The 6,251-nt window shown below is 69.8% G+C and carries 5 protein-coding genes; 4 read left to right on the top strand and 1 reads right to left on the bottom strand.

From position 1 onward, the window contains the following. The 4 genes from VF557_13160 to VF557_13145 form a co-directional block, all read left to right on the top strand. A partial coding sequence (locus tag VF557_13160; protein HEX8081152.1) for an IS481 family transposase occupies positions 1-140 on the top strand: 140 nt, incomplete at its 5' end. Positions 141-170: 30 nt separating this feature from the next. Beyond that, entirely contained in the window at positions 171-1,088 is a 918-nt protein-coding gene (locus VF557_13155; GenBank protein HEX8081151.1) for a hypothetical protein, read from the top strand. 229 nt (positions 1,089-1,317) lie between these two features. Then, the gene (locus tag VF557_13150; GenBank protein HEX8081150.1) at positions 1,318-2,544 is read left to right on the top strand and encodes a CoA transferase; all 1,227 of its coding nucleotides are present in this window, start codon (positions 1,318-1,320) and stop codon (positions 2,542-2,544) included. 88 nt (positions 2,545-2,632) lie between these two features. Then, positions 2,633-5,071, top strand: coding sequence for a TIM-barrel domain-containing protein (locus tag VF557_13145; protein HEX8081149.1), 2,439 nt, complete (start codon positions 2,633-2,635; stop codon positions 5,069-5,071). 64 nt (positions 5,072-5,135) lie between these two features. Here the strand turns inward: VF557_13145 and VF557_13140 are convergent, their stop codons facing one another. Beyond that, positions 5,136-6,137: a hypothetical protein gene (locus tag VF557_13140; protein HEX8081148.1), complete on the bottom strand. Its 1,002-nt coding sequence runs from the start codon at positions 6,135-6,137 to the stop codon at positions 5,136-5,138. Positions 6,138-6,251: the final 114 nt, after the last annotated feature.

Genomic DNA, 6,251 nt, shown 5'->3' with positions numbered 1-6,251 from the left:
ACCCCTACCACTCAGACACCCAACGATGCCAAGCTCTCACCACCTGGCTCCACACCTACAACCACCACCGCGGCCACACCGCACTCGCAGGCCACCCACCAGCAAGCCGCGTCCCCAACCTCTCAGGGCAGAACAGCTAGCTGTCGGAGCTGTGTGACAACATCGACCGCGTGAGTGATGAGACCTGGCGCCCGCTCGGCGTCGACACCGAGGACGCGGTCGCGGAGTACGACGCGCTTCACGACGGCGTGCCCGAGTGGATGACGGCCGCCTTCTGGGCTTGGGTGCGGCCGGCGCTTATGGCGCGCCGTAGGGGCCCTTCCGTCTACGGCCAGGCATACTACGCACACATGCTCGACACCGATCTGGCTGAACAGATGTGCCAAGCACTGCGCATCCCTCTGCCAAATCTTCGGAAGGACTCGGTCGACAGCGGCATAGGCAAAAACCAGCTTGCCGCAGCGATCTCGGTGTTGGTGAAGCACCACGCGCCGCTTCAAATCGCGGACTATCTTCTCGCCCACGGTGGGCACGCACAGGCTGGCGAGTTGGACTCGTTACTTGCTCGCAGCAAGTCAGCGTGGGAGGTGGGGAGCCGCCACGGCAAACCTGGACTCGTCCGTCGCGTACCGCAGGGAGTGCAGGAGGCCGCTGATTCGGTCATGGCACGAGCAGGGCGCGCAGGTGCCAGGTTGGCCAAGGCTTGGGGAGAGCTCTACGGCCTAACCCCAGACCCGAGCGTTGCCTACGGGCTCGCAGTCAAGGCGGTGGAGGACGCGGCCATCCCGGTGGTGTCACCAACCAACGAGAGGGCAACCCTTGGCACCGTACTTGCGCAGATCGAACAGCAGGGCGACTGGGGACTTCCGATGGAGCGCGAGCACGACCGGGCGCCGTCGCGGGAGGTCCTCATCAGCATGATGCGAATGCTCTGGCACGGGCAGCATGACCGCCATGGGGGTCAGCCCGCGGCTCCGGGGGACGTGTCGATTGAAGAGGCGACGGTGGCTGTCTCGCTCGCAGTGACGCTGGTCAACCTGTTCGACGCTGATGTGGTCGCTCGGCCGCGCCCAGCAGTCGCCAGGTGATGGACACGCTGGCCGGGTCGTACGTCGCGCCGTTGTCCTGGCCAACTCGGTGGACCTGATGTTTATGCGATCAGGCGGATGCCCCGCTTGCGGGGCCTCGGCATCCGGCCAGGCCACCGGCTAGCCTCTTTTGACCGCGGGCCTAGCTACGCCCCGCTGTCCGGCAGTCCCTAGTCCTCCGAGTGCGACCACCTCTGACCAGCCGGTGCCGACCACCTAGCCTGGGCGCATGACCGATCCCGCCCCGAAGACTGCTCCCGCGCAACACCAGCCGCCGGACGGCGGCGCCGGCCCGCTGGCCGACGTCCTGGTGATCGACCTGTCCCGGGCGCTGGCCGGCCCGCATGCGGCGATGATGCTGGGGGACCAGGGCGCCCGGGTGATCAAGGTGGAGGCGCCGGGGCACGGTGACGATACCCGCGGCTGGGGGCCGCCGTTCGTCCGGCCCGACCCACCCTCCCAGGGCGAGCGCGAGTCGACCTACTTCCTGTCCTGCAACCGGAACAAGGAGTCGATCACCCTGGACCTGAAGGACCCGGCCGGCGCGGCGGTGCTGACCCGGCTGGTCCGGCAGGCCGACGTCCTGGTCGAGAACTTCAGGACCGGGGTGCTCGACCGGCTCGGTTTCTCGATGGCGCGGTTGCACGAGCTCAACCCCGGGCTGATCATCCTGTCCATCACCGGCTTCGGCCACGACGGCCCCGAGGGCGGCCGGCCGGGCTATGACCAGATCGCCCAGGGCGAGGGCGGGCTGATGTCGCTGACCGGCATGTCACCGGACGAGCCGACCCGGGTCGGCGTGCCGATCGCGGACCTGCTGGCCGGCATGTACGGCGCCTACGGGGTGTTGGCCGCCCTGCACGAGCGCGACCGAACCGGCCGCGGCCAGGTGGTGCGCACCTCGCTGCTGGCCGGCATGGTCGGGGTGCACGCCTTTCAGGGCACCCGCTACACCGTGGCGGGGGAGGTTCCCGGAGTGGCCGGGCGTCACCATCCCTCGATCTGCCCGTACGGGTTGTTCTCCGCCGCCGACGGGTTGGTGCAGATCGCGGTGGGCAGTGACCGGCTGTGGCAGTCGTTCGCGGCGGCCTTCGGCCTGGAGCGGCCGGAGTGGGCTCGCAATGCCGACCGGGTCGCCGACCGCGAGGCGGTGATCGCCGCCGTGGACGCGGCCTTCGGCGGCTACCCCCGGGAGCGGCTGATGACCATCCTGGCCGAGCTCGGCACCCCCTCGGGACAGGTGCGCTCGCTGGACGAGGTCTATGAGTGGGAGCAGACCAGGTCACAGGGGCTGCTGGTCGAGGTGGACCATTCCAGCCTGGGTGCCCTGACCCTGCCCGGACCGCCGATCCGCTACGACTCCGGTGGCCGCGGCAGGCATCAGGCGCCGCCGACCTTGGGGCAGCACACCGGCGAGATCCTGGCGTGGTTGGACTCGGTCGACCCGCCCGACTAGACCGTCAGCGTCGACTCGTCGGCGCCTGGCAGCGTCGGGGCTCCTTCGAGCCGCTAGCCGTCTGGCGCTGGTGCAGTAGAAAGAAGAGATGGATCAGCGCTACCGCTTGCCCAGCCGTCCGGTCGCGGACCCCCGGGCGATCGTGCGGGGTCCGGACTACCGGATCACCGTGCTGACCGAGGGCCTGCTGCGCTTGGAGCGGGCAGCCGAGGGCGCCTTCGAGGACCGGGCCTCGGCGTTCGCCATCAACCGTGAGCTGCCGGTGCCGGCGTTCGAGGTGGTCGAGACCGAGTCCCACCTGGAGGTGCTCACCGACCGGCTGCACCTGGTCTATGACCGCGGCCCGTTCTCCACCTCGGGGCTGAGCGTGCAGGTCCTCGGCGGGGTGAGCAGCTGGCACAGCGTCTGGCGCTACGGCGACCGGCCCGCCGACGGCGACGGCAACCTCGGCGGCACCGCCCGCACCCTGGACATGATCGACGGCCCGTTGCCGCTTGAGCCCGGCGTGCTCTCGCGCAACGGCTACGCGATGATCGACGACTCGCGCACCCCGGTCCTGGAACCCGACGGCTGGGTCAGCCCGCGGCCCGGCGCCGCCGAAGACTTGTACCTGTTCGGCTATGGCCGGGACTACCCGCAGGCGTTGCGGGCCCTGTACGCGCTGTCCGGGCCGCAGCCGCTGCTGCCACGCTGGGCGCTGGGCAACTGGTGGAGCCGGTATCACCGCTACAGCGACGCGGAGTACCTGGCGCTGCTGGACCGCTTCGCCGAGGAGGGCATCCCGTTCTCGGTGGCGGTGCTGGACATGGACTGGCACCTGGTCGACATCGAGCCGAAGTACGGCAGCGGCTGGACCGGCTACACCTGGAACCGAGAGCTGTTCAAGGACCCGCCGGCGTTCCTGGCCGAGCTGCACGAGCGCGGGCTGAAGGTCACCCTCAACGACCATCCGGCCGACGGCGTCCGCGCCCACGAGGACGCCTACCCGGCGATGGCCGAGGCGCTGGGGGTCGATCCGGCGACCGGGCGCCCGGTCGCCTTCGACGTGACCGACCCGGACTTCCTGACGGCCTATTTCGAGATCCTGCACCGGCCGCTGGAGGAGCAGGGCGTGGACTTCTGGTGGCTGGACTGGCAGCAGGGCCCGCACAGCCGCATCGCCGGCATCGACCCGCTGTGGATGCTCAACCACTTCCACTTTCTCGACAGCGCCCGCGACGGCCGCCGGCCGCTGACCTTCTCCCGCTACGCCGGCCCCGGCAGCCACCGCTATCCGGTGGGCTTCTCGGGCGACACGATCACCACCTGGGCGTCGCTGGACTTCCAACCCGAGTTCACGGCGACGGCCTCCAACATCGGCTACGGCTGGTGGAGTCACGACATCGGCGGCCACATGGGCGGGGCGAAGGATGACGAGCTGGCCACCCGGTGGCTGCAGTTCGGCGTCTTCTCACCGATCTGCCGGCTGCACTCGGTGCTCAGCCCGTTCACCAGCAAGGAACCCTGGCAGTTCGGCCTGCAGGCCCAGCAGGCGATGACCGGCGCGCTGCGGCTGCGGCACCGGTTGCTGCCCTACCTGCACACCATGAATCACCGGGCCGCGCACCAGGGTGTGCCGCTGGTGACGCCGATGTACTACCGGTACCCGTGGGCGGCCGAGGCCTACCGGGCCCGCAACCAGTACGCCTTCGGCAGCCAGCTGGTGGTCGCGCCGATCACCACGCCGGCTGATCGGCAGCTGCTGCTGGGCGCGGTGACCGCGTGGTTGCCGCCGGGAACCTGGGTCGACCTGTTCACCGAGCTGGTCTATGACGGCGGCCGGGAGATGCGGCTGCACCGCGGCCCGGACGCGATCCCGGTGCTGGCCCGCACCGGCGCCATCGTGGTGCTCGACGCTGCCGAGGCGCCGGCCAACGCCGCCGACAACCCGGCGGACCTGGAGGTGCTGGTGGTGCTCGGCGAGGACGGCGCCTTCGAGCTGATCGAGGACGACGGCGTCGGGCCGGGCGATGATTCCGACCGCTGGGCAAGCACCCCGCTGGACTTCGATCAGGCCGGCGGCGTCCTGCGGATCGGCCCGGTCAGCGGCAATGCCCGGTGCCTGCCGGCCCGGCGCGGCTGGACGGTGACGTTCCTGGCCTACGCCGGGGGTGACACCGGACCCGAGGTCAGCCTGGACGGCGACCCGGTCCTGGCAACCGTGCTCCGCTCGAACCGGCGGACCAGCGTGCGGGTGACGGACGTGCCGGTGGGCTCGACCGTCCGGGTGAGCCTCGGCGCCCGGCCTGAACTGGCCGCAAACGACGTCGAGGACCGGTTGTTCGCCCTGCTGCACCGGGCCCAGCTGTCCTACGAGCTGAAGACCCGGATCTCGGCGGCGGCCACCGCGCCGGCGCCGCTGACCACCCGGCTGGCACAGCTGCAGGCCTTCGAGCTGGAGCCGGCGGCGCAGGCCGCGGTCTTCGAATTGCTGCTGGCCCGCCCGGCCGGCGCCAGCGGCATCGACCCGGCGCCGGCGGCGAGCTGAGGCCCTGGACACGCGTGCCGGTGGTGGCCCCGACGAGGCGACCACCACCAGCGCGCGCTTGGTCTTAGGTCAGGTTGGCGACCGAGGTGTACATGTTGTACACGGAGGTGTCGAAGTATGACGCCTTGTTCAAACCGGTGCTCGGGGTGAGCGTGGACATGGCGCCGTTGGAGTAGCCCAGCCCGGTGTTGTTGTCATAGGCGTAGAACCACGGCCCGCCGGACGAGCCGCCGGTGAAGCCGCAATACATGGCGATCTTGTACTCGCTGCCTGGCCGGTGCGTGGTGCCCTGGCAGGCCCACTGCCACCCGCCGTCATACGGGGGAGCCGCTGGGTAGCCCATGACGGTGATCGGCAGGGAGAAGGGCTGGTTCCAGGTCATGCCGTTGCCACCGACCACGTTCACGACGGCCCCGTACTGGTTGGGCCACATGGTCACCATGCCGACGTCGCGGTTGAGGTCGGAGCTGCTCATCCAGGAGTTGAAGGTGGTGAAGTACTTGGCCTGCCACTGACCGTAGGGCTGGTTGCCGTAGTCATACAGCGGCACGAACACCCAGTTGGTCATCCAGGTCTTGCCCGCGCCACCGTGGATGCAGTGACCGGCCGTCAGCACCAGCTGCTTGGAGCCGCTGTTGAGCGTCGAGGCCGAGCAGACGTAGTTACCGCCGTTGGTGGGGTCAGTGAAGAACACCTTGCCCACTGTGGCGGAGGCGTTCACCGCCAGCGTCGAGACCTCGCCACGCCGGGACTGGTCGACGCGCCGCTCCTGAGGCGCCGGCTTGGTGGCGGCTGACGGAGCGATCTTTCCGGGGGCGCCGGTCTTCTGGCCGGACTGCGGTGCAGGGGTCGAGGTCGAGCGCGAAACCAGGCTCTCAGCGGAGCGGGCCTTGGCCTTGCGCTCCTTCGTCCAGTACGCGGAGGTGGAATTCAGCTCGGATGCTGAGGTCGCCGCTACCGTGGTGCTCACCGAGCTGCCGAGACCGGCTGGAGCCGGAGCGGCCTGTGCGCCAGGCGCCAGGACCGTCAGGCCCAGCGTCACCGCCCCGGCCAGTAGCCCTGCCATCGGCCATCGCCTGCGATTGAACATGGGGGTTCTCCTTCGGGTTGCGGGCAGCTGTGTTGGCCCTGCCCCCGATGGACCGTTGCTGGCTGCCGAACCGAGACTCTCTCGGCCTCC

Origin of the sequence: Jatrophihabitans sp. (assembly GCA_036389035.1) — a bacterium.
Classification (GTDB): domain Bacteria; phylum Actinomycetota; class Actinomycetes; order Mycobacteriales; family Jatrophihabitantaceae; genus Jatrophihabitans_A.
The sequence above is the reverse complement of the archived record's forward strand: the minus strand, read 5'-3'. Positions and strand labels throughout refer to the sequence as shown.